20 protein-coding genes are annotated in these 23309 nt (G+C 42.5%); 8 read left to right on the top strand and 12 right to left on the bottom strand.

What is annotated here, in order from left to right; genetic code table 11:
• Nucleotides 1–164: 164 nt before the first annotated feature.
• The 5 genes from glpX to ACM5QX_RS19080 all read right to left on the bottom strand — a co-directional run bounded on the left by glpX (nt 165) and on the right by ACM5QX_RS19080 (nt 6941).
• Nucleotides 165–1202 (bottom strand): class II fructose-bisphosphatase, encoded by a 1038-nt coding sequence (gene glpX, locus ACM5QX_RS19100; protein WP_011320399.1) that lies wholly within the window; start codon nt 1200–1202, stop codon nt 165–167.
• A gap of 225 nt (nt 1203–1427) precedes the next feature.
• Nucleotides 1428–1865 carry a secondary thiamine-phosphate synthase enzyme YjbQ gene (locus ACM5QX_RS19095; protein WP_414754956.1) on the bottom strand — a complete coding sequence of 146 codons (438 nt, stop codon included), beginning with the start codon at nt 1863–1865 and terminating at the stop codon, nt 1428–1430.
• Nucleotides 1866–2170: 305 nt separating this feature from the next.
• On the bottom strand, nt 2171–3346 hold the full coding sequence (locus ACM5QX_RS19090; protein WP_414754955.1) for a pyridoxal phosphate-dependent aminotransferase: 1176 nt from the start codon (nt 3344–3346) through the stop codon (nt 2171–2173).
• Nucleotides 3347–3413: 67 nt separating this feature from the next.
• Nucleotides 3414–3638: a hypothetical protein gene (locus ACM5QX_RS19085; protein WP_414754954.1), complete on the bottom strand. Its 225-nt coding sequence runs from the start codon at nt 3636–3638 to the stop codon at nt 3414–3416.
• 297 nt (nt 3639–3935) lie between these two features.
• Complete coding sequence (locus ACM5QX_RS19080) at nt 3936–6941, bottom strand: UPF0182 family protein (protein WP_414754953.1); 3006 nt, start codon at nt 6939–6941, stop codon at nt 3936–3938.
• A 199-nt stretch (nt 6942–7140) separates the two neighbouring features.
• Here ACM5QX_RS19080 and ACM5QX_RS19075 point away from each other — a divergent pair, with 199 nt between their 5' ends.
• Nucleotides 7141–7581, top strand: a complete 441-nt coding sequence (locus ACM5QX_RS19075) for a cyclic nucleotide-binding domain-containing protein (protein WP_414754952.1) — start codon at nt 7141–7143, stop codon at nt 7579–7581.
• A 16-nt stretch (nt 7582–7597) separates the two neighbouring features.
• Nucleotides 7598–8101: a GNAT family N-acetyltransferase gene (locus ACM5QX_RS19070; RefSeq protein ID WP_414754951.1), complete on the top strand. Its 504-nt coding sequence runs from the start codon at nt 7598–7600 to the stop codon at nt 8099–8101.
• Nucleotides 8102–8264: 163 nt separating this feature from the next.
• Here ACM5QX_RS19070 and ACM5QX_RS19065 read toward each other — a convergent pair whose 3' ends face one another.
• The 4 genes from ACM5QX_RS19065 to pilM all read right to left on the bottom strand — a co-directional run bounded on the left by ACM5QX_RS19065 (nt 8265) and on the right by pilM (nt 13447).
• Nucleotides 8265–10592, bottom strand: coding sequence for an AMIN domain-containing protein (locus ACM5QX_RS19065; RefSeq protein ID WP_414754950.1), 2328 nt, complete (start codon nt 10590–10592; stop codon nt 8265–8267).
• A gap of 117 nt (nt 10593–10709) precedes the next feature.
• Nucleotides 10710–11471: a pilus assembly protein PilO gene (locus ACM5QX_RS19060; RefSeq protein ID WP_011320392.1), complete on the bottom strand. Its 762-nt coding sequence runs from the start codon at nt 11469–11471 to the stop codon at nt 10710–10712.
• Nucleotides 11468–12235: a PilN domain-containing protein gene (locus ACM5QX_RS19055; RefSeq protein WP_414754949.1), complete on the bottom strand. Its 768-nt coding sequence runs from the start codon at nt 12233–12235 to the stop codon at nt 11468–11470. The genes ACM5QX_RS19060 and ACM5QX_RS19055 overlap by 4 nt, the downstream gene beginning before the upstream one ends.
• Before the next feature lie 102 nt (nt 12236–12337).
• Entirely contained in the window at nt 12338–13447 is a 1110-nt protein-coding gene (gene pilM / locus ACM5QX_RS19050) for a type IV pilus assembly protein PilM (RefSeq protein ID WP_011320390.1), read from the bottom strand.
• Between the two features lie 232 nt (nt 13448–13679).
• Between pilM and ACM5QX_RS19045 the strand changes: the two genes are divergently transcribed.
• Nucleotides 13680–14978, top strand: coding sequence for an ABC transporter substrate-binding protein (locus tag ACM5QX_RS19045; protein WP_414754972.1), 1299 nt, complete (start codon nt 13680–13682; stop codon nt 14976–14978).
• A 44-nt stretch (nt 14979–15022) separates the two neighbouring features.
• Here ACM5QX_RS19045 and ACM5QX_RS19040 read toward each other — a convergent pair whose 3' ends face one another.
• The 3 genes from ACM5QX_RS19040 to ACM5QX_RS19030 form a co-directional block, all read right to left on the bottom strand.
• Nucleotides 15023–16279 carry a bifunctional folylpolyglutamate synthase/dihydrofolate synthase gene (locus ACM5QX_RS19040; RefSeq protein WP_414754948.1) on the bottom strand — a complete coding sequence of 419 codons (1257 nt, stop codon included), beginning with the start codon at nt 16277–16279 and terminating at the stop codon, nt 15023–15025.
• Nucleotides 16280–16410: 131 nt separating this feature from the next.
• The gene (locus ACM5QX_RS19035) at nt 16411–16536 is read right to left on the bottom strand and encodes a photosystem II protein Y (RefSeq protein ID WP_010995199.1); all 126 of its coding nucleotides are present in this window, start codon (nt 16534–16536) and stop codon (nt 16411–16413) included.
• A 198-nt stretch (nt 16537–16734) separates the two neighbouring features.
• Nucleotides 16735–17265: a gamma carbonic anhydrase family protein gene (locus tag ACM5QX_RS19030; RefSeq protein WP_414754947.1), complete on the bottom strand. Its 531-nt coding sequence runs from the start codon at nt 17263–17265 to the stop codon at nt 16735–16737.
• Between the two features lie 239 nt (nt 17266–17504).
• On the opposite strand from ACM5QX_RS19030, the gene ACM5QX_RS19025 reads away from it, so the two are divergent.
• The 5 genes from ACM5QX_RS19025 to map all read left to right on the top strand — a co-directional run bounded on the left by ACM5QX_RS19025 (nt 17505) and on the right by map (nt 23194).
• Nucleotides 17505–18017, top strand: a complete 513-nt coding sequence (locus ACM5QX_RS19025) for a TIGR02652 family protein (RefSeq protein ID WP_011320385.1) — start codon at nt 17505–17507, stop codon at nt 18015–18017.
• 109 nt (nt 18018–18126) lie between these two features.
• Complete coding sequence (locus ACM5QX_RS19020) at nt 18127–18555, top strand: VOC family protein (RefSeq protein ID WP_414754945.1); 429 nt, start codon at nt 18127–18129, stop codon at nt 18553–18555.
• Between the two features lie 113 nt (nt 18556–18668).
• Nucleotides 18669–21506 (top strand): M16 family metallopeptidase, encoded by a 2838-nt coding sequence (locus ACM5QX_RS19015; protein WP_414754944.1) that lies wholly within the window; start codon nt 18669–18671, stop codon nt 21504–21506.
• A gap of 252 nt (nt 21507–21758) precedes the next feature.
• Nucleotides 21759–22232, top strand: a complete 474-nt coding sequence (locus ACM5QX_RS19010; protein WP_414754943.1) for a plastocyanin/azurin family copper-binding protein — start codon at nt 21759–21761, stop codon at nt 22230–22232.
• A 134-nt stretch (nt 22233–22366) separates the two neighbouring features.
• Nucleotides 22367–23194, top strand: coding sequence for a type I methionyl aminopeptidase (gene map, locus ACM5QX_RS19005; protein ID WP_190567259.1), 828 nt, complete (start codon nt 22367–22369; stop codon nt 23192–23194).
• Nucleotides 23195–23309 lie beyond the last annotated feature (115 nt).

Below are 23309 nucleotides of genomic sequence, written 5' to 3'. Positions count from 1 at the left end.
GGGGTTGGTGATTGGGGACTGGGGATTGGGTGCTGGGGATTGGGGATTGGGTACTGGGGATTGGGGATGAAATTTCCCCCCTGCTTCCCCTGCTCCCTCTGCTCCCTCTGCTCCCCCTGCTCCCCCTACTCCCTGCTCCCCACTCCCTAATACCTAGTCCCTACCTAGTGCAGTTGCACAGTCTTGGGCTGTCCAGCCATGTGAATTGTGTCCACAAAACGAGCAGTTTGTGACTGGCTGGAAATAACCAAACTTTGAGTTCTAGCACCGCCGTGGAAGAAGCGTACACCTTGCATGAGATTACCAGAGGTGATACCGCAAGCTGCGAAGAGAACTGTTTCTCCGGATGCGAGTTCATGAGCGTCGTAAACCTTATCAGGGTCATTGATACCCATAGAGCTTAAACGCTCAAGGTTGGCTTCCTTGCTTTCCCCAATTAAGCCTGTTTTTACTACTTCTGGATCGTAGATCAATTGACCTTGGAAGTGTCCGCCCAAAGCACGCATAGCGGCTGCGGAAATGACACCTTCAGGTGCTGCACCGATACCCATGAGCGCATGGATGTTAGTACCAGCAAATCCACAAGATATTGCTGCGCCTACGTCACCGTCAGAAATCAGCTGTACTCTTGCACCTGCGTCGCGGATTTCTTTGATTAAACCCTGGTGGCGATCGCGTTTCATGACGACTACTACAAGTTCGTCAATAGCACGGTCTAGACACTCAGAAAGAATCTTGAGGTTTTCCGTAGCTGACTTGTTAATGTCTACTTTGCCTTTAGCTGCTGGAGGTGCTGCTAATTTCTTCATGTAGAAGTCAGGCGCAGCGAATAATCCACCTTTCTCAGAAATAGCCAGAACCGCCATTGAGCCGGGTTGACCATAAGCTACGAGGTTTGTACCTTCGCAGGGGTCAACAGCGATGTCAATTTCTACTAATTCATCGGGGTTACATAATTGGTCAGCATTTGGTTGGGTACAGATACCAACTTCTTCGCCGATATACAACATGGGCGCGTCGTCCCGTTCCCCTTCCCCAATTACGATGCGACCGCGCATATAAATTTTGTTCATGCGCTCCCGCATTGCTTCTACTGCTACTTGGTCAGCAGTATTCTTTTCGCCTTTACCCATCCACTTTGCGGATGCGATCGCGGCTTGCTCAACTACCTCAATAATCTCTAATCCAAGTGTATTTTCCACGAAGTCGCCCTCTCAACTGCTTGACTTTCCGTCGTTTTTTCTAGCCATTTCAGTTTTCAAGTCTACCAAAGGGCGGATACCTGTGGAAAATAGTATCTACTTGCATCTGTGTTAAGTTTTGCTGCTAAGTCATGTATTTCCACGCCAGCAGCCCTAAAAACAGTACTTAAGTACTATTTTTCTTGTATATTTCTCACCCATGTATTAAATAATTTGTCCGTGGTGTTATTCCCCAGAAATTTGTAGCAACACATTTCTTTTACGGGGACCATCTAAATCGAAAAACAATACAGATTGCCAAGCTCCTAAAGCTAATTTTCCCTCTATTACGGGGACAACTTCGCTAGTTGTTAACATCATTGCCATCAAATGAGAATGAGCATTCATTGGTTCATCTTCTGGTACAACTCTTAAATGTAAATCATTGTGCAGGTAACGTTCTGATTCAGGTGCTATTTTCCGCAAGAATACTTTTATATCTTCTAATAATCTCACTTCATCTTCATTAATAGCTAAAGCTGTAGTTGTATGTTGTGAAAACACTAAAATTTGCCCATTTTGAATGGCAGTAGTAGCTAAAAAATCCTTGAGATAGTTTGTGATGTTGTAAATATTAATTCCTGGTTCTGTTTCTATTTCGATGAATTTATTGAATATAGACATAACAAATTTAATATTAAATACCCAATTTATTGGCAAAAAATCAAAAATCAGTAGTGCCAATTTAGCATGACTGAAAAATTAGCAAATCATAGTAGCTTTAATTTTATTCAAAGCTCTAACACCAAATTAATATGAAGCTGCCTCAAATAAATGATGTAGAGACGTTGCATGCAACGTCTCTACAGTACAGAATAAAGTGCATCTATGGCTACGCCAGGCAAGCTACATCAAGAAACGGTATAAGCTGTAATATCAAAGTCTTATTGATTCTGACTGCTGATTGATGGATTCTAAAAATTATTATCTCATTTTTCTGGATATAAAATTGTTTTCAATCCTTGTACTAACCTTTCAATACCTTCTTGGACTGTATCTTTTTGCAACGCACCGTAAGCAACCCGCAGATAACAACCATTTTCCATGCCAAAAGTTGTACCGGGAATTACAGCCACTTTATATTCTTGAATTAGTTGTTTGACTAGTGTAAAAGCATCTATTTGAGTATGCACTTTCAGGAAAACATAGAAAGCACCATCGGCGGGAGTAATAGTACATAAGCCTTGGAGTTGGTTGAGGTAGTCGAATACTATTTGCCTCACTTGAGCGATCGCCTGAATATGATCTTGTAAATATTCTGGTTTTGCTTGCAATGCTCCCAAAGCTGCATACTGAGAAACCACAGGCGGACAAATCAAAATCGTATCTTGGACTTTTTTAATGGCGACAAGCAGATGTTTGGGAATCACCATATAGCCAATTCGCCAACTGGCAAACCCGTAAGCTTTAGAAAGACTATAAAGGGAAATTGTATACTCACTACTCCCAGCAAATGAGGCTGGAGAAACGTGCTTTACACCATCGTAAGTAAAGTATTCATAAGCCTCATCACTAATGTGATAGATGCCACAATTAGCGCAAATTTGATTTACATTACGTAACAAATCTTCACAATAGACAACACCTGTCGGATTATTGGGGGAAATTGTGACCACCGCGCGGGTTTTTGGGGTAATAGCTTGAGCGATCGCCTCTGGACGCAGTTGGTAATTTTCATCGGTTTCCACCAATACTGCACGACAACCAGCCATTGCGATCGCCATTTCGTGGTTGAAGTAGTAAGGCGTATTGAGAATAATTTCATCACCAGGAGAAGTAATCGCCAAAATAGCGTTCATAAACGCCATATTGCTTCCCGCCGTCACCACAATACAGTTATCTGTGGTGATTTCAATCTTGTTGAACGTAGACAATTTGTCTGTCAACGCATTCAACAAAGGAGGAATACCCTCCACCGCTTTATATAAATTATTAGCAGGATCAGCCAAAAATTTCGGCAAAAGCTCAATAGCTTCTGGTGGCGGACTATAAGAAACCACACCCTGTCCCAAAGAAATAGTCCCTGGCGAATTTTGAATTAATTCCCCAACCACAGGAATAATCGGCGACTGTACCGCCTGCATCCGAGAAGTGAAGTTAGTCATTAGTCAGTAGTCAGTAGTCAGTAGTCAGTAGTCAAATGACGGGATTTTAAACCTAATTTTTCGATAACTAACTTTTGGTTCTTGTCAATGAAGAAACGATCTGCTTATGGCGTTTGTGTCCTATTAGCCACTGTTGACACACTTCGGTTACGAGTTGTTTTTCTTCTTCGGAAAAAACCTCCTCAGATTTCCCAGAAGCTAAAATACTCGCCACTCTCGCCGCTTTTTCATATCTCACACCGTACTTGACTAACTGGGTGTGAAATAGCTTCTCCTTTTCTTCCTGTGACATAAAAAACTTGCCTTGCATGAGCATGAAGACTCTAAAGAGCTGATTTTGTAGATTTAGGTAGAAAGAGGCTAATGATTTTATTTTTACAAAAGTTAATATTCTCTAACTTCTCTCAAAAGATATATGAGTACATATACTTAAGGTTTTCTTTAGAATTGGCATTTTGAAAAATCGGCGTTGCATAAATGCGGGATGAATTGGGACTTTTGCACAAAGCATAATATTGATTCTTTGCGTCTTTGCGCCTTTGCGTGAGACAAAAATCATCCCACTAATCAGCAACGCCGAAAAATCAACTTAACCCGGTGGAGTAACTTCCTCAAAAGGACGAATAATTGCTGGTGCTGGTGTGACTTCTGGCTGAAAGATAGCCTGTAAAGCTTGTTCCAAGGTCTGTGCCATGACAATGCGGTTTTCGTAAGCTACGACTACCCGCACTAGAGTTGGTAAGCTATTTTGTGTTGCTTCCAGGTAAATTGGCTCCACATATAACAGAGATTGTTCGATGGGAATTACTAACAAATTCCCCTGAATTGCCCTCGAACCCTGACGATTCCATAAGGAAATTTGCTGGGAAATTACTGGGTCTTGGTTAATACGTGCTTCTATTTGCTCTGGCCCGAATACAAGCCGTTCCTTCGGAAAGTTATACAGTAACAATTTACCGTAGTTCTCACCATCCGATCGCGCGGCTAACCAAGCAATTAAGTTAGTCCGTTGTTTGGGGGTATAAGGTAGCAGGAGAAGAAATTCTTCAAAGGGGAAGGTAGGTAAACTAGTAATCAAATAATAAGGTTCTACTGGACGGCTTTCACTGCCATAAATTTCATTGGGGATTTGCCATTGGTCTTCTCGGTTGTAAAATACTTGGGTATCAGTCATGTGATAGGTCATCAACCGCTCTGATTGGATGCCAAAGTAATCTAAGGGATAGCGGATATGGCTGCGGAGAGTAACTGGCATATCAGTCAATGGCTGAAACATCTGGGGAAATATGGCTGACCAAGTAGCAATGATGGGATCTGTCGCATCTGCAATGTAAAATTTTACACTACCATTGTAAGCATCAATAACTATTTTGACAGAGTTACGGATGTAATTTATGCCATTATTATCGGGGTCTGAGTAGGGATAGCGATCGCTCGTCGTGTAAGCATCGACAATCCAATACAAGTAATTATTCTGCCCTGGAAATGCTGGACTACCATCAGCCGCAACTAAATAGGGGTCACTATCAAATTTTAAAAAAGGTGCGATCGCCTGAATTCTCTGCTTGACATTGCGGCGAAATAATACCTTTGTTTCTGGTAAAAAGTCCTGCGTAAACAACATTTGCCAATCTTTTAAATACATGGCAAATAGTCCCCGTCGCCAACCATTGCCTATAATGACACCACCCAGACCATCATAAGCATTGTACGCATTATCACTACCACTGGGATAGTCTAACTCCCTCACCTTTGTACCAGTCATTACATAAGTATTGGTAATTTCACCATAATAAATTCGGGGTTGCCCAATAGGAATGCTGTCACGAACTGCTTCACTGGAAGTAGAAAGTGCGCCTTCATTACTTCCAGCAATATCTTTTACAAAATATTCCGGTAGTCCACCAGGCCCAGCCGTATTGACCGGACTCATGGTAAACCCGTAACCGTGGGTATAAATTAAATGCTGGTTGATCCATGTTTGCGCCTGCTCTGGGACTGCACTGTAATCTAGTTCCCTGGCAGCAATTAATACTTGTCGTCGTTCCGTTGGTGCAATTCCTGATGGTGCTGGCGACTGGTTAGGGTTTACTGGTCTATTTGCGGCTGCTTCCGCTTCTAAGGTGTAGCGGTCGATATCTGCGTCAGGGAAGCGATAGTAAGGGCGGAATTGTTGCAGTTGGCGGTTAGTTTCTAACAGTGGTCGCTTATCCCACAGACGAATGTTACGAATCGTCAAATCATTAGCTTGGATAGCGGCTGTAGTTAAATTTCCTTGGGGGTTAAAAGTTCTAGCATCAATTGTTTCTAAACTAAATGCTTGCCTAGTCAAGGCAATTGTACGTTGAATGTATGGTTGTTCCCGTTGTAATTCGTTAGGTTGAACAATCAAATACTGGACTACTGTAGGTAAAACAGACCCAGCCGCTACGACCACAAACAAATAAACACCCAATCCGTAAAAGACAAATTGACGATACTGAGATTTAGCGCGCCAAAAAATTGTCCGCCACAACAGGTAAAATGCGATCGCTAATCCCAGAACACACAAGATGTTATAAATGGGTAACTGTACGACCACATCCGTGTAACTAGCGCCATAACTCACCCCACGAGGCGAATAAACTAACTCATAACGACTCAGCCAATAACTGAAAGCCACCATCAACATTAATAGGCCACCCATACCGTAGAGATGGCGTTGCTGTTGGGGTGAAAAACCGGGAAAAATTCCCTGACTGAGGCTGTCGGCGGACAGGAGATAGGTAAGAGTCACAGCAATAAAGCCATACAAAAACATCCCCATCAACCAGAGTTCTAGCAGTTCCCACAATGGCAAGGAAAAGATATAAAAGCTAATATCTTTCCCAAATAAAGGGTCAGTACTGTTGAAGGGTGTAGGGAAGAAATACTGTAAAACCTTTGCCCAGTTGTGAAAAAGAATCGTCCCAAACACAACACTGAGAATAACAGCGATCGCTCTGAGGAAAAAATGTGAGTAAATAAGAATAGCGATCGCTACGCCGACAATGAGACCCAGATATAAAACTTGGGAAAAAACCTGCCTGCCCAGTTCCCAGATAGTTTCTAAGCGAAATGGAGTAATTATCGGTAAACTATTCTTGTTAAAAGCTGGATACCGGTAAGCAAGAGCTATTTTTCCATAGTGAACTAAAATTAACCCTGCCAATAAGCTGAAGACCACAGTCAAGGGTAGCAGCCAACGCAACCTCAAAGGTTTTAAGTGGCCAGCATCATGAATTTTAGGCGCATTTAACAGAGAATATTGAGGACTGAGAAAGTTTTTCAGACCCACACTCAACTCTGCTTCTTCTCGCCTAACCTCCGCAATCTTCAAAGACCGGGGATACTTTAGCCGTTGCGCCAAAGTTAAATTTCCCCACAGATAAACAGCAGTTACACCCACAGCAACTACCCATAAAGCCCCACGACTCACCAGCCGCAGGAGAAATACTTGCAGATAGCCAACCTCTTGAAACCAAAAAATCTCTGCCCCCAAGCGGGAACTCAAATCCAAGAGTAGCCAAAGTCCTACAAAGACTATTGAGAGTCGAAAGCACCATTTCCAAAACATTCTTGGGCAGCTAAATTAATTACTCTGGGCATAGGTAATCAGGACTTTTTCCTTTACCTTCCTCTTTATTATGAATTTCCCTGGTAATTATGCTGCTGGCTTAAATTAATCTTTAGCTTATACTGGCTTGAAAAAGAGAGTGGGGGCAGGGGGCAGGGAGCAGAGGGGAACAAAGAAGAATAACCAATGACCATTAACTATGCTCAGTAGCGTTGACCGTTTATTATTTGTGCGACGAGTCCCGATTTTTAAAGAATTGCGGGATGACTTTATTGTGCGGCTAACCTCAGTAATGCACGAATTGCAATTTCCCGCCAATCATACAATTTTTAGACAAGGGGAAGAGGGGCGATCGCTATATATTATTGTGTCTGGTAGAGTCAAAGTTCATATTGGCGATAAACAACTAGCAGAAGTAGACCAGGGAAAATACTTTGGGGAAATGGCAGTATTTGATACTCAACCCCGTTCCGCCTCTGTAACGACCATAGAACCTTGCGAATTTTTGGAATTAACCCAAGAGCAACTATATGATGCCATTGAAGAGACTCCCGAAATCGCTGTGAATATTATTCGTGAACTATCTCGCCTGATTCGTGGACTTAACGAAAACGTTAATATGTCTAAATTGAATTCTTGAAGAGAAACAAGTCATTTTGCGTTTAGAAAAGGTTACAGAACAACACGCCGCAATCCTCTACCAGTACATCAGTGATCCACGGATGTATGAATATCTAGAGGAACAAATTCCCACACAGGTAGAAGTGCAGCACAATTTCCGGTTTGCTGCCTTAGAAAAATCGCCCGATAATGAAACCATGATTTGGCTGAAATGGGCGGCGGTAAATCCCAGAAATCAGTATGTAGGTCTTGTAGAAATAGGTATTTTTGATGACCTCTATGCAGAAATCGGCTTTATGACCTTCGTAGATTTCCAGAGACAAGGATATGCTACCCTTTATTGTTTAGAGGCGATCGCTCAAACCCAAAAACGCTTTCTCCTCCCCTCTCTACACGCATCAGTCAACGAATATAATATCGCCTCCCGTAAAGTCCTAGAAAAGCTTGGTTTTGAGTTGCAGAAAGTGAATAAAAACGCAGAATTCCTCAAAGGAAAGCCAACCGATGAACTCGTTTACTGCCTAAAATTTTCTGTTTAGATACCCGACTTTTTGAAAAATTCGGGTATCTAGCAACCCCTGGACAAAAAAGATACCACAAAGCGCAAAGGCTTGTGGCTAGTCTAGAAATTGAAATTATATTACCAATACCAATTTGCTAACGCTCCAGGTAGCATTGGAAATTACGAATTGGTACATTATCTTACCTCTTAGGTGTATTTAAACCACGGCGCTCAAGCAATTGCCGTACTTCTGGGCTAGGACTGTAGTTGTAGCCGTAAGAAGAGTTTTGAGAGTCATCCATAACTTGAGGTGTGAGAAGTACAATTACTTCTCTACGTTCATTGGTTCTGCTTGTGCTTCTAAACAGTGAACCAATGAGCGGAATATCACCCAAAATCGGGATTTTAGAAACACTTGTTCTGTCTTGGTCTTGAATAATGCCTGAAAGAATAAGCGTTTGTCCATCTCTCAGACGAATCATACCTGAATTAAGAGAGCGTTCAGACACCAAAAATATTGTTTGGCTATTACCTGAAACGTTGAGTACAGCTGAAGATTGGGGCGCTTTGACTACAGGAGCTACTGACAAGGAAACAAAACCATTGTCATCAATTCGCTCAACTTTGACCGCTAAGGTTAAACCTACATCTGTTTTCTCTGCTGTCACAGTTTGTGTAGAAGTGCCATCACCACGAGTTGTTTCACTCGTTATATTTCCCACCACTTCCTGCGTAAGTTTAACATTAGCTGTTTGACCCTCTTGTACAATTAGGGTTGGATCAGTCAATATCTTTGCATTACCACTTGTAACTTGAGCTTGCAAGCTAGCTAGAAGACGCTTAGGAAACTGGTATAGAGTTGGTAGCTCAAGTGTGTATGTGGGCGGAGTTCCAGAACTGTTTCCAGATGGTGGAGTTCCAGGGGTGTATTGTGTAACGCCAGCCCTTGTAGGGTCAGAGCTAATGCCAGCACTACCCGTAACTTGTGTTGGGTTTTCTGGGTTGTTGAGAAAAATATTTGAGCTGCTCAGTGGATTTTCAGTCACAGGTGTACTAGTCACACTATTTCTCACTTCAGTACTAGTGGCCGGCCTTGAACCACCAAAATTAAAGGTTGCGGCACCACCATCAGCAGAAAAGTAATTATTTCCAACACCAAAAGAAACGCTAGCATTGTAATCTTGATTTCCTACGAGATTAACATCAATAATTTTGACATTAACTACCACTTGACGACGGCGAATATCAAGCTGAGTGAGTTGATTCATTGCCATCTCAACTAGCTTGGGAGGGCCAATTAAGGTGAGAGAATTAGTCCTCTCATCTCCCAATGCTTGTAAACCTCTCAGTAATGGGCTAGAGTCTTGAAAATTAATTCTTTGTGTTTCGACTCTAGTTTCTGTGGTTGTCTGCGTTTGAGTGATGGGCGCAACTCCAGTCCCTACAGGTACAGCATTGACATTGGTAACTTGACGTTCACGGCTAACAGCAGTTTCAGCCCCTAAGCCTACCAAAAAATTTAAAGCAACTCCCACATTTACCTGATTAAGTCGCAGGTTACGCATCACCACATCACGGGTGGAGTTCGGTAATTTCGGACCAACAAAAATTGTTCTATTGCTCCGGTTAGCTTCTAAACCACTCAGACGCAAGACATAGTTAAACACATCTTGTACTGGCTCATTTTCTATATCTAGTGAGATTGTTTGGGAGATACCTTGACCTCCAGCCGCAGGTGTCCCACCGGCTCCATCACTTATATAAGCCAAGTTTAAATTAGCAGCACGAGCCAGCAATGATAAAACTTCCCTAACTGGTGCATCCCGCAACACCAGACGAGGTACACGTTCCTGTGTACCTAAATCTATCGTACTGGGAGAGGCATCGGTCGCAGAAATGGCAATGTCACCCACAGGAGGAGCAACGGCTCTAGGTAAAAACGGCGGCGCTTGGCTTAATGGTTGACCAGGGCCAGCAGGCTGGGCTGGTTTGCCGTCGATTGTCACTTGTGGGTTAGGTACAAGCACATTGGGAACTACACCTGTTTGCGCTGGGGTAGCAGCTGGCGGTGTTGTAGATACAGGTGGTCTGGGGGTGACTGGCGCTGATGCTGTGGTGCCTGATGATGGCGTTAAGCTGAGGGTGATGCCATCTTGTTGACGGGTGACAGGTTGGCTAGTTGGTGCATCAGTATCACCAGTCACGATGACGCGGATACTATTAGCATCTAGTTGCACCACCTCAACGGAAGCAATTCCCGCCGCAGGTTTATCTTGACGGAAGTTATTACCTTGTGGGAGTCTTAGTTGCGTATTAATAACATCTGCAACTAAAGCTTTACCTCTTTTTGTTGTAAAAACTTGTGGACGAGAACCGGCAGAAGTTTTTAAAACAACGCTAAGTCCACCATTACCTGGATTTAGCTTGACTTCTGTAATTTGCGTGGTTTGCGCCCACACAGGCTGTGCTGCCAAAAATACAAAAGCAGCAGCACCTAAAACTAAACCATTACCATGAACGTGTTTCACAGTTCATTCCTCACCTAATAAAGTCTTGTAACTAAAAATATCGAAGTAAAAACTGCTGAGTAGAGAGTATTGAATAAGATTTCTCCCCCTGCTCCCTGCCCCCTGCTCCCTGCCGCTCTACTTCTTAGGCGGAGCCTGAGCAGCCGCAGCCTCTTCAGGACTTAAGGGCATTAATGCTTGCAGTTGAAAAGATGTGGTAATTGGTGCTGGGCCTAACCTGCGTGTGGGTTTGCCTGACCTATCAGTAGCCTGTACATTAGCTAATGTTGATTGATAGTCTTTAACTATTAATAAAGGCTGTAAGCGTTCTATATTACGAATAATCGATTGTGTTTGTTCATAAGTGCCGATAATTTCGACATTAACGCTAGAGCGTTTCAGCTTACCGTCAACTGCTGTTCCTAGCGACCCATCATTAACAGGCTCTGGTTTTTGGATAGCTGGCACAAATTTTTGTAGTTTAGCTCTCACCGCATTGAGAGGAGTTTTAGCGTTGCCTGCTTCTACTAATCGATTCAGATCCAACAGCATAGTATCTAAAGTTTTTTCATCAGCAAATAAAGCTAGCACCTGTTGTCTTTGCTGTTGAGCTTGGGCTAGTTCTTCTGTGATTTTGCCCTTTTGTTTAACAGTGGTTTTCTTTTGTAATACTTGACCTTCTAATTCGGCACTTTGAGTTTGCTTCTGCTGATAGGTATCCCAAGCTGGCATAACCATATTCAGGAGCATATACAAAGCACCAGCTAGACCCACTACACCTACGAGAATGCCAATGATTTTAGGTGTGAAACTAATACCAAAGACAACGGGATAATTTGATGCGGCCGCTTCTACATCAGCAGCCTGTTCGGCAAAATTTAAATCTTCGCTCAGCGTCATCTTGTAATGACTCCTGTTTGTTGCATAGCTCGAATCCGAGTCACCAGTCCGACAGTGCCTTTTTGTTCTAACTCCCGAATTAATTCAGAGGCTGGAACATCACTGAGGCTGGATTGAATAGTGTATTTAACTACTTGGGGTGGTTTAATTCCCGCACTGTTGCCACCACCAGTTTGTACTGGTGCATCTACTAGGCTGGCTGTGATAATTTTGCTGTCAGCAGACTTCAAAAAACGAGATTGTTGTAAGAGTAATAAGAAGTCATTGACATCGTTAAAGGAACGAGCCAAGCCAGTAATTTCTATCCCACCGGCTGGATTACCAGCAGGCTGTCCTGCGGCTGGGGGTGTAGGTGGCGTTTGTCTAACGGTTTCAATTTGTACACTTGCGGGAATGCGATCGCGCAAATCTTCTAACATTGCTGACCAAGGACGAATCTGGTCAAACACCATCACCAAACTTTGGGTGTCGGCTTTGACAGCGCCAGTCTGTTCCTTGATTTTGGTAATGCTGGCGATTTCTGCATCCAGTTTCTTACTCTCTTCATCCAATAGAGCGATCGCCTGCTCTAATTCCGCAGTTTTCGCTTGTAAAAATAACAACCCACCACCGACAAATATCGGAAAACAAAGACCTACGCCAACTCCCAAATACATTGGTAATAAGCTCCCAGATGGCAATTTAATACCCGGTTTTTTCTCGGACTTGTTATTAGACTGGTAAGCTGGGCGGTCTTTGAGAAAATTAATATCTAATCCATACATTCTCTTATACCAATTCTCCAAAACAGGGACACAGACTGAAAACCGGAAATCCTTATAAAACCTGACTTTTCCGTAGGAATCCGATCTAATTTTGAATTGGTATCATACCTCCCTCATTCCTAAACCAAGGACTATTCCTAAGCCAGAACGTTGTGTAGAGGGATATTTTTCTTCATCAACTTGCAAGGACAAAGACCCTATAGGATCGATTTGACTGGTAGGAATACTTAAACGCTGAGTAAAAAACTCATGAAGTTGTTCTAGTCCACCACCAGGCCCACCCAATAAAATCTGGGCTATTTCTACGTTTTCACTCTGATTTAAGTAAAAATCAATAGAACGGCGTAGCTCATCTGTTAGTTCTCCCAGGATTCGCAATACGCCAGCAATACCGGGGTCGGTTTCCGTCATCCCCGTTTTATCGCTCTCTACGGAATTTACAGGAATCACCAATCCCTGTAACATTTCCATATCTCTGGAAGTGGGCAAACTCATAGCTCTAGCAAATGCCATTTGCATTTGATAAGTGCCAATGGGGACAGTACGGGAAAATTGTGGTACGCCATTAATGATGATCGCAATTTCTGTACTGTCGAACTCTATATCAACTAGTACCGTTGCTTCTTCTGGCCCAAATTGCCGCAGTTGATCACGAATTGTCCGAATTAGTGCAAAACTGTTAATTTCTAAAACACCAATTTGTAAGCCTGCCTGCTCAAAAGTACTAATATATGTATCTGTTACCTCCTTGCGGGTAGCAACTAACAGAACCCGTACCTTTTCAATGCCATCCTCATCCACAAAGTACCCAAGTTTCTGATAATCTACATCAGCTTCCTCACGGGGATAGGGTAAATACAACCCTGCTTCGTGGTTTAACACCATATCCCGTAATTCTTTGTCATCCAACTCTGATGGTACGGGTATGATGCGGACAATCGAATCTCGTCCGGGTACACCAGTAGCCACACGAGATACTTTTTTGATTTTGCTTTCAGCCAGCGCCTGCTGAATTAATTGCGCCATCGCCGGAGGATCGGTGATTTGACCATCAGTGACAATCCCCTCCGGAACTGGAACTGATGTTAAAGATTCAAGTTTCAAGCCTTGGCGCTGCTTGCGTATTTGAACTACATTCACCCGTTCTGGTGCAATTTCTACACCCACCCCTCTATGAGATTTGCCAAACAGACTACTGAAACTTTTCACCACATTTATGCCCGCCAAACTGCTAAAGTGAAAATTTAAAATTGACTTAAGTGGTCATTAGTTATGAGTTTTTTGAGTATATATATTGCTTTAGGGCTAATGCCTAAGTTGATATGGTTTACTAATGACTAATGACTAAGGACTAATGACTCCGCAACGCGGTTTTATTTAGCCTATAATCTCGACAATTCTGCATAAGCTTTTGTCCCTGATCAAGCGTAAAAATACTGGTAAGATGATTCAATTGCAAAAATTAAAAAAATTTATTGCTTGTGCAATGCTGGGTTTAATCACCAGTTGGATGGTCAGTTGCAGCACAGGAAACGTTAATACAAATACACAGCAAACTGCTTCGGGAACAGCAAATATTGAGTTTTGGACTATGCAACTCCAACCTCAATTTACTAACTACTTCCAAAGTCTGATTGCGAATTTTGAAACCCAAAATCCGGGTATAAAGGTGAACTGGGTAGATGTACCCTGGGCGGCAATGGAGAACAAAATTTTAACAGCTGTCTCCGCAAAAACGCCACCTGATGTTGTTAACCTCAATCCAGATTTTGCTTCTCAACTAGCAGGACGAAATGCCTGGTTAGATTTGGATACAAAAGTCCCGCAGGAAGCACGTTCCTCCTATCTTCCGAACATTTGGAAAGCCAGTACTCTTAATGGCAAAAGTTTTGGCGTTCCTTGGTACCTCACAACGAGGCTAACCATTTATAACACTGATTTATTAAAACAGGCAGGTATCAGTAAACCACCTGCTACTTACGCAGAATTAGCACAAGCGGCGCAACAAATTAAAGATAAGACAGGGAAATACGCGTTTTTTGTAACATTTGTACCGCAAGATTCCGGTGAAGTCTTACAGTCTTTTGTACAGATGGGAGCAACCCTAGTAGATACTGAAGGCAAAGCTGCTTTTAATTCACCCCAAGGAAAAGCCGCGTTTCAGTATTGGGTAGACCTTTATAAAAAAGGCTTATTACCGAAAGAAGCACTGACTCAAGGACATCGCCACGCCATTGATTTATATCAATCTGGAGAAACAGCCTTTCTAGCTTCTGGGCCTGAATTTCTGAAAACGATCGCCACTAATGCACCAAAAATTGCTCAAGCTTCGGCGATCGCACCCCAACTCACTGGCGATACAGGTAAGAAAAATGTGGCTGTGATGAATATCGTCGTTCCCCGCGACACAAAACAACCAGATGCGGCGGTGAAATTTGCTTTATTTGTCACCAATGACGAAAATCAATTAGCTTTTGCTAAAGCTGCAAATGTTTTGCCATCCACAACTAAAGCACTAGCTGATAGTTATTTTAAAGATATTCCGGCTGATGCTTCCACAGTAGAAAAAGCGCGAGTTGTCAGCGCGCAGCAATTACAACAAGCAGAAATTCTCACCCCGGCTTTAAAGGATATTAAGAAGCTACAAAAGGCGATTTATGACAACTTACAAGCTGCAATGTTAGGGGAAAAAACGGTAGATAAAGCCGTAGAGGATGCGGCGCAGGAGTGGAATAATCGGTAGGGATTGGGGATTGGGGACTGGGGACTGGGGATTGGGGATTGCTTTTACCTAGTCTCTAGTCCTAAAAAGTGACCAATTAAATATAAGGAACCGCATAAGACTACTAAATTATCTGTTGAGTTGAATGCGGTTTCTAGGGCTAATGGTAAATGTGGAAAAGTTTGACAGGTGCTTAATTTTGGACAAATATCACGAGCTAACTTTGATAAAACTTCTGGGTTAGCTGAATTATTATCTGGTACTGGAACTAAATATAATTGGTCATTTGGTTTTAATAAAGCTTGAAAAATATCGGTGTGGTCTTTTGTAGATAACATTCCCATAACCCAAGTTACTGATTGAGTATTTAGGGTATCTACATAATTTCTGAGTACTTTAGCCGCCGCCGGATTATGAGCGCCATCAATTAGTAATTTGTGGCTGTTCCAGTTAATCCATTGCATCCGCCCTGGCCATTTAGTTTTTGCCATGCCATTAATAATTTCTGCTTCAGAAATCTGCCAGCCTTTTTGTTGCAAAATTTCTAAAGCTGCTAGTGCCAAAGCAGAATTATTGAGTTGAATTTGTCCTTGTAAAGGTAGAGGATATTTAATTGTTTTTGTATTTTGAATACTTTGATATTCTGCTAATTGGGGAGAGATTTGACGAGCAGGTTGAGGCAGAATCAAAGGACATTGTAATTCTTGAGCGCGCGATCGCACCACTTTTTCTGCATCTGGTGGCAAAGTCCCCACCACAGCCGGACATCCACTTTTGAGAATCCCCGCTTTTTCCCCAGCAATATCAGCCACAGTCGGCCCCAATTGTTGCCAATGTTCCCGACTGATGGAAGTTATCACTGTCACCAAAGGATCAGCAATTACATTAGTAGCATCCAGCCGTCCACCCAATCCTACTTCTACCACCGCCACATCAACTTGTTGCTGAGCAAAATATAACCAAGCGGCGGCGGTAATTACTTCAAATAGAGTCGGATACTCATCATCAAGGCAAATAGCCGCTTGAACTCTTAAAAGTAATTGACACAATTCGTTATGAGAAATTTGCTGTTCATTCAGGCAAATACGCTCTGGCCAATCGACTAAATGAGGTGAGGTGTAGCGTCCTGTACGATAACCAGCTTCAGTCAGCACAGAGGACAAATAAGCACAAACAGAACCTTTGCCATTTGTACCAGCAACATGAATTATGGGAACTCGCTCATGAGGATTGCCAAGGTTGTCCAGCAATTTGATAATCCGGGAAAGTCCCAGGTTAACGCCGAAATGGTGAAATGGTTGCAGTAGGGAATTGATATTCACGGAATGGGTAATGGGTAATTGGGAATAAGGTTTTTATTGATTTATTTACTCATCTCTCTAATCCCCATACTAAAACCGACTGTCTCTGTAAAGAGAACAGTCGGTGCAAAGTTAAAATTTTTAACCGAGATTTAAGCTTCTCTGTTCAAAAAGTTTTGAACTTGTCTGATAGCAGCAGCACCAATATTAAAAGCAGCCCAGCCAGCAGCAACGGCAATTGGCGCTAAAACGATCGCTACACGAAAATCAATATCCATATCTAAACCCCTCTATCACGTAGAAATTAAATTTTTGTCAACTGTCCTCATTTTTATTTTTAGCTGAAGTGGGCAATTTTTCTACATAATTTTGTAAAGAAAGGTTAAATTTGTCAATAGTCAGTAGTCAATAGTCCATAGTCATTCTTGTTTACTTCTCTTGCTCCCCTGCTCCCCTGCTTCCCTGCTCCCTCTGCTCTACGCTTGCGGATAAAACCCAATATCACTACCCTTACCAGCATGGACTAATGCTAACTTTTTATAACGTTCGGCGTGTTGAATCAGGTCTGCGGCTTCTTCCGGGGTAATGGGACGTAAAACTTTACCAGGAACACCCACAACCAGAGATAAGGGGGGTATATTCTTAGTTACTATCGATCCAGCACCTATGATGCTACCAGCACCTACGCGGACTCCATCTAAAATTACTGCGCCAATGCCAATCAAACTACCGCGTTCAATATGGGCGGAGTGAATGACTGCTCGATGTCCGACAGTTACATGATCTTCTAGTACTGTTGGCAAACCAGGATCACCGTGTAAAATGGCTCCATCTTGAATATTTGTGCATTCACCAATGTCAATGCTTTCTACATCTGCCCTCACTACTGCTCCGTACCAAATGCTTGCTCCTGCTGCTATTTTGACTGAACCCATAACAACAGCATTAGCGGCGATGAAGGCGGCTTGAGAAAAATCGGGAGAAGGCCAGTAAGAATTGGTAGACACGATAGAATATGAATATGGTACCCAGGAACACTGGAATAACTCCACCCTTGGAGGCTGGTTGCAAAACCAGAATATCACAGAGTCTCACCTCCAAATTGAGGAAGACAACGGTGAAAATTGTTCTGGCTGCAATACCGTATACTTGCAGCAACGAACAATTCCCCCAGTATGGTGGAGCCGAAGTGTAAAATTCAACCCACTGGTGCTGGTGAATACGAAATTATGTTTGTACGCACTTCATGATGAATCCAGCCTTGCAGTACCCTATATTTGGCCCTGATATTCAGTGTCCCCATTGTCGCCAAACCATTCCGGCGCTGACACTGACTGATACCTATTTGTGTCCTCGTCATGGCGCTTTTGAAGCTAATCCCAAAACGGGAGAGCTAGTTCATCTACAGTCTGGTCGCCATTGGCGGAGATGGAATAACGAATGGTATCGACAGCATACTCATCCCGATGGCATTCGCTTTGAAATCCACGAAGCTTTAGATAAGCTATATACCCAAGGCTACAGAGCTACAAGGGTAGTTATCGCCAAGCGTTATCAGGAATTGATGAGTGGTTATTTAGAACGCAGCACACCTTGGCGTTCTGGACAGCCGGAAACCTCATCGGCGAGACTATACGGCTTACCTGTGGAATTCAGTCCCGAATCAACTGATGATCCTTGTTGGGAAGTGATTAATTTTGATTTGGATAAAGAACCGGGTGTTCCTGTGCGCTACCCTTATTTCAGATTATTTGAATAAGAGTCAGTGGTCAATAGTCCACAGTCCGTTGTCCAGAGTAAACAACCGTTGAACTCACAAATGACTAATGACTATTGACCAATGACTAATGACTGATGACTAAATCCTTATGCACCACGCCTCTATCCGCACTGCGAATATCCATCGCGCGATCGCCTTTTATGAAATACTAGGATTTACGGTCTGTGAACGCTTCACTACAGGCTATACCCTAGCTTGCTGGATGGAAGGACTAGGCGGCAGAATTGAACTGATCCAAATTCCTGAACCAAAACCAGCCCCAGATGCTTTTGCAGATGAGCATTATGTGGGTTACTATCACTTGTCATTTGATTTAACTGAGACTACCCCAGACTTGCCTAACTGGTTGACAGCTTTACAAGAACGTGTGTCACTGGTAACAGAATTACCTCCCTTGCAGATACTTTTAGAACCGACACAACAACAAATAGGCGATCGCATTTTTGAAGTGGCTTTTATAGCTGACACTGATGGATTGCCATTGGAATTTATTCGAGTTTTAGCGAAACTTAACTGATTTTATAGTGTAACTTTATATACAAAGTGATGTAGCTCAACTAACATACGCATAAAAGGATTAAACTAGTTCTGTACATAAAAGTATATAAACTCAACACATCTACCAAATAAATGTCTGCATTATCTATCTGGTATCGATACCGTTTTTATGTGTTATTGTTGAGTGTTTCTTTAGTTACAGTATTATTTTTCAGTAATAACCCTGCTGAAAGTCAATACAAAACTACATTGAGTCGAGTCAATTCCCAAGCAACATTAGTGGCGAACAATCACCATCAATTCCGAGTCACAGAAAACGTCCACAAAACAGTTTTGGACAATGGTTTGACCGTATTCATCAAGGAAGTACCGACTGTACCTGTTGTAAGTGTACAGGTATGGTACAAGTTTGGCTCAAGTCATGAAGAACCAGGTGTCAACGGCATCGCCCATCAATTAGAACACATGATGTTTAAAGGCACAAAAAGCCGTCCTATTCAATTTGGACGTTTATTTAGTGCTTTAGGTAGTGACTCCAACGCCTTCACCAGTTATGACCAAACAGCATATTACGGCACAGTAGAACGAGATAAGCTCAAAGCGTTGCTAGTCTTGGAAGCAGACAGAATGCAAAACGCCCTCATCGATGCTGACAAATTAGCCAGTGAAAAGCGTGTAGTCATTTCCGAATTACAGGGTTATGAAAATAGTCCAGAATATCGCCTCAATCGAGCGGTTATGCAGGCTGTGTTTCCTAATCATCCTTATGGGTTACCTGTAGGTGGGACTAAGGCAGATGTAGAAAAATTTCCAGTTGAGCAAGTACAAAAATACTATAAAAACTTTTACAGTCCCGAAAATGCCGTGTTAGTAATTGTTGGCGATTGCCAAGCAGAAGAAACCTTGGCAACGGTAAAAGAGATATTTGGCGGTATTCCTCAGCGTCAACAGGCAAAAGTCAATAGTCAACAGTCAATAGTCAACAGTCAACAGTCAACAGTCAAAAATCCTATAGTTCTACGAGAACCAGGCGCGGCGGGACTTTTACAAGTGATTTACCCCCTACCGCCAGCGAGTCACCCGGATATGCCTGCCTTAGAGGTGGTAGATTACATCTTGACGGAGGGGCGCAATTCTCGACTATATAAAGCATTGATAGAATCGGGTTTAGCCAGTGAAGTAGAAGCTTCTGTTGGTGGTTTGCAACGGGCTGGTTGGTATGAGTTGTTGGTGACGGCAGATCCAGACCAAGATATAGGTAAAATTGACTCGGTATTGAATAAAGCGATCGCTAATCTTGCCCGCACAGGTGTAAAAGCAGAAGAATTAGCTAGAGCTAAAAGACAGTTAGAAGCTGCCATCATTTTGAGTAACCGGACTATCACTGATCAAGCCATGCAGTTGGGCAATGATGAGACAACTGTTGGTGATTATCGCTTTACAGATTATTATTTATCGGCAATTAGACAAGTAACTTCAGCAGATGTAGTACGGGTAATTCAAAAATATTTACCAAAATCTCACCGGAAAGTAGGTATTTTTCAACCAACGATATCTACCAGCACCAAAGAAGTTGGCAACAAAAAGCCAACACAACGCACACAAGAAAATCTCACTGGCGACTCATCTGTAACATCATCGGAGGTGATGAAGTATCTACCATCTTTAGATACTACAACCGATAATATTCAACAGAAGTCGCAAACACGTTTACCACAGCAGTTTACTTTAGCTAATGGGTTGCAAGTATTCTTGCTACCTGATAAAAGTACACCGACCGTTACCTTGAGTGGTTATGTTAAAGCAGGTACGGAATTTGATCCAGATGGACAAGCAGGTTTAGCCTCATTAGTAGCAGATAGCTTAATGAGTGGGACGAAAACTAAAAATGCTTCGACTTTAGCTCAAGTGTTGGATGATAGGGGTGTGACCTTAGATTTTGCCGCGTATCGCAATGGTATGCGTATCCAAGCCGATAGTTTAGCGGAAGATTTTCCTGTGCTGATTCGGACATTAGCCGACGGACTGAAAAATAGTACATTTCCTAAAAAAGAACTGGAATTAAATCTGCAACAAGCTGTAACTTCTCTGAAAATGGAATTAGATGATCCGGGAGAAGTTGCTAGAAGAATTTTTCTGCAATCGGTATACCCCAAGAAACATCCCCTACATACTTTTCCGACAGTGGAAAGTTTGCGGAAGATTCGCCGTCAGGATGTGATTGCTTTTAGTCAGAAATATTATCGTCCAGATACTACTGTGCTGGTGCTAATGGGGGATTTTGAACCTCAGCAAGTGCGATCGCTCATTCAAGCAGAATTTGGTGATTGGCAAACTAGTGGAAAACCTCCAACTATCAACTATCCTCAAGTTTCCCTACCAAAAACTACCACGCGAGAGAATCCAGTATTACCTGGTAAGACCCAAGCTATTACTTACCTTGGTTATGCAGGTATTAAGCGTCAAGATCCGAGATTTTACGCGGCGCTAGTGTTAAACCAAATTTTGGGCGGAGACACCTTATCTAGTAGATTAGGGGAGCAAGTGCGCGATCGCCAAGGTTTAACTTATGGCATTTACAGCGACTTCCAAGCCGAAAAAGATTTTGGGACATTCTGGATTGAAATGCAAACCAGCCCCGAAGATACCAATAAAGCGATCGCTAGTACCCAGCAAGTACTTGAGCAAATTCACCAACAAGGTGTGACAGCATCAGAAGTAGAGACAGCTAAACGTACCTTGATTGGTAACTATAACGTTTCTTTGGCAGACCCAGAGGAGTTAACCAATAAAATTCTGATGAATCAAGTTTATGGACTAGAACCGAGCGAACTACATTCTTATAATCAAAAAATTCAGCAAGTTACCTTAAACGAAGTTAATCAAGCAGCTAGTGAGTTACTCCACCCAGATCAAGTAGTAGTAGTAACGGCTGGGCCTTCTATGGTCGCAAGACAAGGTGTAAGGTAAATAGTGCTAACTGTTGACGGTTGACCGTTGTAGGGGTGCGTTTAAATACTGCCCCTACGGACTAATACCAATTCAATTAATCATGGCTACAAATCATTGGCTGAAGAAGACGCGACGCCAGTCGCTACAACGGGGGGAACCCCCGCAACGCGCTGGCTCATGAATCGCGTCTCTACAAATGGTTTATTTATCGCATTCTTTTTTTCAAATTGGTATAACTTATTTCAGGAAATTCGCAAAATTGTATACACCATGATTTCATTTTTATTACCAATAGTTCGTCAAATTTGCGTGGTTTTTACCCTGCTGCTATGTTTTACTTTTACTAACACTAATTCTGCATTGGCAGCGAAAGAATCTAGTGATTTACTTAAACAACCTGTTTCGGAAATTACAGTTTCTTTGGGTAATTCTGCTAACGAACTGAAGTTTGAACCAAATAACTTGGAATTAGTAGCTGGTAAACGTTATCTACTACACCTCAACAACCCCAGCCAACTGAAACATTATTTTACTGCCAAAGACTTTGCCGATGGGATTTGGACGCAAAAAGTGGAAGCAGGTAAGGTGGAAATTAAAGGGGCGATTCATGAACTGGAACTTAAGCCCGGTGCTGAAGCTGAATGGGTGCTTCTAGCCATCAAACCAGGAAAATATGGCTTACGCTGTCCCATACCAGGACATACAGAAGCAGGGATGACAGGGGAAATCGTGATCAGTCCTTAGTTAGCAGTCAGCCATCATCTATATACGTATCTAGCAGCGAAAAATAAGTTAACTTAAGTATAGATATTATTTCTCAATTGTTTAGAAATAACCTGCAACCTTAGCGGCAAGGCGCAAGTAATAATTGATTTCCCATGAATATTCTCACCAACTTGCTTTCTCAAACACCTAAGCCATCACCTGCCAAAAAACAACGCCGGGGTATTGAAATTAAATCACCCCGCGAAATTGATATTATGCGAGAGTCGGCGAAAATTGTCGCCACCGTACTTAAAGAGATTTCCGGGCTGGTAAAACCAGGAATGACGACGGCTGACTTGGATGCTTATGCGGAAAAACGTATCCGTGAAATGGGTGCAACACCAAGTTTTAAGGGTTATCACGGCTTTACCGGTTCTATCTGCTCTAGTATTAATAACGAAGTTGTACATGGTATTCCCAGCCATAAGAAAGTAATTCGGACTGGCGATGTACTAAAAGTAGACACAGGTGCTTATTTTCAAGGCTTTCATGGTGATTCCTGTATTACGATCGCTGTTGGTGAAGTAACTCCAGATGCCGCTAAACTGATTCGCGTAGCTGAAGAGGCGCTATATAAGGGCATTGAACAAGTCAAAGCAGGTGCATATCTGCTGGATTTAGCTGGGGCAATTGAGGATCATGTAAAAATGAATGGCTTTACTGTGGTAGAAGAATTCACAGGACACGGTGTGGGACGTAACCTACATGAAGAACCTTCTGTATTTAACTACCGCACCAGAGAAATGCCCAATGTGAAACTGCGCGCAGGGATGACATTGGCAATTGAACCCATTTTAAATGCAGGTTCTAAACACACCCGGACTTTATCCGATCGCTGGACGGCTGTAACTGTAGATAATTCTCTATCCGCCCAATTTGAACATACAGTTTTAGTCACAGAAACCGGGTACGAAATTTTAACCGATCGCACCAAGGTTTAAAAAAGAATCCGACAAATAAACCACTTGTAGAGACGCGATTCATCGCGTCTTCCTCAGCCAATGATTAATTTGTCAATAGTCCATAGTCAATAGTCAAAATCAAGGTTTTTGGACT

The organism is Anabaena sp. CCY 9910, assembly GCF_963920875.1.
Classification (GTDB): Bacteria; Cyanobacteriota; Cyanobacteriia; order Cyanobacteriales; family Nostocaceae; genus Trichormus; species Trichormus variabilis.
The sequence above is the reverse complement of the archived record's forward strand: the minus strand, read 5'-3'. Positions and strand labels throughout refer to the sequence as shown.